A 3006-nucleotide genomic window follows, 5' to 3' on the forward strand; every position below is an offset into this window, starting at 1 on the left:
GCTGTCACAACGCGGTTTGTGTGGGAAGGTTACCGTCTGCTGCAGGAAATCCACGACGATATTCCGCTGACTTATGTCTACAGCGACAGCCAGAGTTATGAGCCACTGGCCCGTATTAATGGCATGGAAAGTCCGGAGATATTCTGGTTCCACTGCGCCGCGAATGGCACGCCAGAACTTTTAACCGACGTTGAAGGCCAGAAGACATGGGAAGGTGTGAACAGCCCGTGGGGCAAACTGCTGCGCGAATCGAATCAGCGAATTCCGGTGGTAGAGCAGAACCTGCGTATGCAGGGCCAGTACCTGGACCGGGAAACGGGGCTTCACTATAATTTGTTCCGTTATTATGATCCGGACAGTGGCCGGTTTACCCAGCATGACCCGATAGGGCTGGCGGGGGGGATCAACCTTTATCAGTATGCGCCGAATGCGCTGGGATGGGTGGATCCGTGGGGGTTGAGTAGGTGTAGAAATCCTTCTAAAGAAGCGACTAAGTGGCAGGGGCCACATAACAGAGATTATCCAGGCATTGATGTATACACCAATAAAGTAATAAAAAAAGGAACTATACTCTATGCACTACATCCTAATGGAGACCAATTGCCTGCATACACTGTAAGTCATCCCACTGTAAGGCAATATAAAGGTGATCCACTTGGCTACCATGAAGCCCTGCAAATCAAGTTAAATCCAGCATTCCCTATGCGTTCACAGGTAAGAGCCTATTATGTTAAAGAGGATATATATGTTGCTACAGGACGCGCTGAGGCAAACGCACGGTACGGCAAAGGTGGAGGGCTACAATTCTATATCCCAGAAGAAGCAAGAGTTAAACTGAAACCAGGAAAAATAATAGATATATGAAAAAAATGACTTTAGATGTAAATACTGGAATTTTGCGGATAAATGAAAATGAGATAGAGCTTGAATCTTACGATTCCTTCATTAAATCTCATTTTTTTCAATCATCTGATGATTTGACATGCGTCGGTAAATATTGTTTCTTTGCTAAAGAAATTATCTGGCATAGTGAACCATTTACTATAGAGTTCAGACCTGCAGTTTTTTCTTTTAAAAGCAGTGTTTATCTTATTAGCAAAAGTGGCGATTATTTTCAAAGCCTTCACGATTGGAATAAAAAAGCTGACTTAAATATGCTGAAGGATGAAGAAAAAAGGTTATATGAATGGACTCGGAATAAATACCCCGAAAACTATGATGGTGAGATAAAAAATCCTCCCTATGGGTATGTATGGTGCTTCCAGTGGGGTAATGTAGCTGTTCAATCAAACCCCAATACTTTTGAGTGCGGTATATATATAGAATGGAATTGAAGTGGTTGTTTTATTGAATTTCTTGTTAGTTTTTTTGAGTTGTGAAAGGATTTCGCCTCAATAAAACCATCTGTTTTATGATTATTGATTTTCGTGAGTATTGGGGGTGTCGTATTAATGGTAGTCCACTAATCAATATTCATCATCTTGGTTCTTCAGGCTTTTGCCAGGGTAGCGGATATTAATGAGTATGAGTATGATGAGAAACTTGCCTTTCCCTTTTTATGATGTTGCAAGTCATCTTGAGTTGTTTGTCGGCTAGCAAGGTGGAGCCTGTATCGGATGAAGCTATCAGCTATTTTGAAACTCAATGTGACCCTGGAGAAAATAAGCTTTTGATTTTTTTTTGCTTTTTCTGAAGTTCAGCCATCCAGGTACATTTCTCATTTGATCGGTGTATTCCTTAAGAATTAAGTTGTTTATTATCCTGGAGTTGTGTGGATTTTAAATAAAATTATCAATTTTCCCTTAAAGTTCATTGTAGATAGTATGATTTTATAGTATTGACTATTTAATTCCCCCCCTCTCTTAATATTGCTCAGTTTTAACTTAAATTTTCGTACTTATAAAAAGAAAAAGGGATGTGTGACTTGCCACTGGCTCGACAACTACCCATATGCATCAGTAAAACCCGCGAGCAATCGTTACAGGTAAGCAGTCTAACAACGCTGTCATAATACGATTTATATGCAAGGCTGCCGAATGCTGCATGAAATCCACGAAGGTATTTCGCTACGTCTACATCGAAAGCCAGAGCTATGTAAAACTGTTCTGAAAAGCTTGCATTTTTTCTGGTTCCATTGTGCTGCTAACGGCGCGTCAGAAATTTTTACTAATGTAAAGAACCATGAAAAGATGGAAGGGGTAACAGTCTATGGGAAAACTCGCTACGCGAAATTTGCATTCAATCCTTAAAGTTGGGATTATTGATATTTAGCGATTAAAGTAACTTTGATGAGCGATTTTTGTAGTGAAAATTGAAAATCTGAAAGTTAATGCTGGCGAATCAACTGTCGAGTGGAGATACAATGGAGAGACTATTTCAATGTTTTTTACAAACATCGACCAGTCCTTGATTGATTCCAGTAGAAACTTATTATTTGTTCTCGATAAAAAGGAAAGATTGCCTAAAAGATTGTCTGTAATAAACGGATCCGGAAAGGTTTTATCGACTTTTTTCTCTCCCGTTAATGGAGACTTCTATTATTTAACAATCACCCCTGAGAAAGAAGTTTTGGTAGCCTGTGTTTTTAGTGAGAAGCTGGATGGATGGAATGATTGGCATTTTTTGTTCAATCAGGATTCGGGGAAACTCGAACGCATTGCGCCTGCACGCTAATAGGAGTGAAGCTAATAATTTTTTGGATTCTGTAAAGAAAAAATATGGTTGCTCATCAATCATAATAATCTTTAAGTTTTAATTGAATGATAAAACTGTAAAACCTAAAATTACAAATAAGTTATCATTCTGAATGCTGATAGTAGGAAATATCCAGTAATATTATAATGTTAGTCAGTTATTTTCCCAAGATGTCGCGCAACTTGGTAAAGGGCACTAGTGCAGGGACGGTGCAGGCAACCCGCTGGATCGCCATGCCGCTTCCCACGTCATGCATAACCGCGTGACCGAACTGAACGGGATTCGCTGGCAGTACGATATCCATGGCCGCAC

The 3006-nt window shown here is 40.0% G+C and carries 3 protein-coding genes; all 3 read left to right on the forward strand.

Features of this window, described 5'->3' with window-relative positions; genetic code table 11:
* Positions 1 to 864 (forward strand): RHS repeat-associated core domain-containing protein (locus C7434_RS21855; RefSeq protein ID WP_208295870.1); only part of this gene is annotated, 864 nt, incomplete at its 5' end.
* On the forward strand, positions 861 to 1334 hold the full coding sequence (locus C7434_RS21860; RefSeq protein WP_033739283.1) for a hypothetical protein: 474 nt from the start codon (positions 861 to 863) through the stop codon (positions 1332 to 1334). The genes C7434_RS21855 and C7434_RS21860, both read left to right, overlap by 4 nt.
* Positions 1335 to 2304: 970 nt before the next feature.
* Entirely contained in the window at positions 2305 to 2673 is a 369-nt protein-coding gene (locus tag C7434_RS21865; protein ID WP_243835886.1) for a hypothetical protein, read from the forward strand.
* Positions 2674 to 3006 lie beyond the last annotated feature (333 nt).

The sequence above is a fragment of the Pantoea sp. PNA 14-12 genome, assembly GCF_004364735.1.
GTDB lineage: Bacteria > Pseudomonadota > Gammaproteobacteria > Enterobacterales > Enterobacteriaceae > Pantoea > Pantoea stewartii.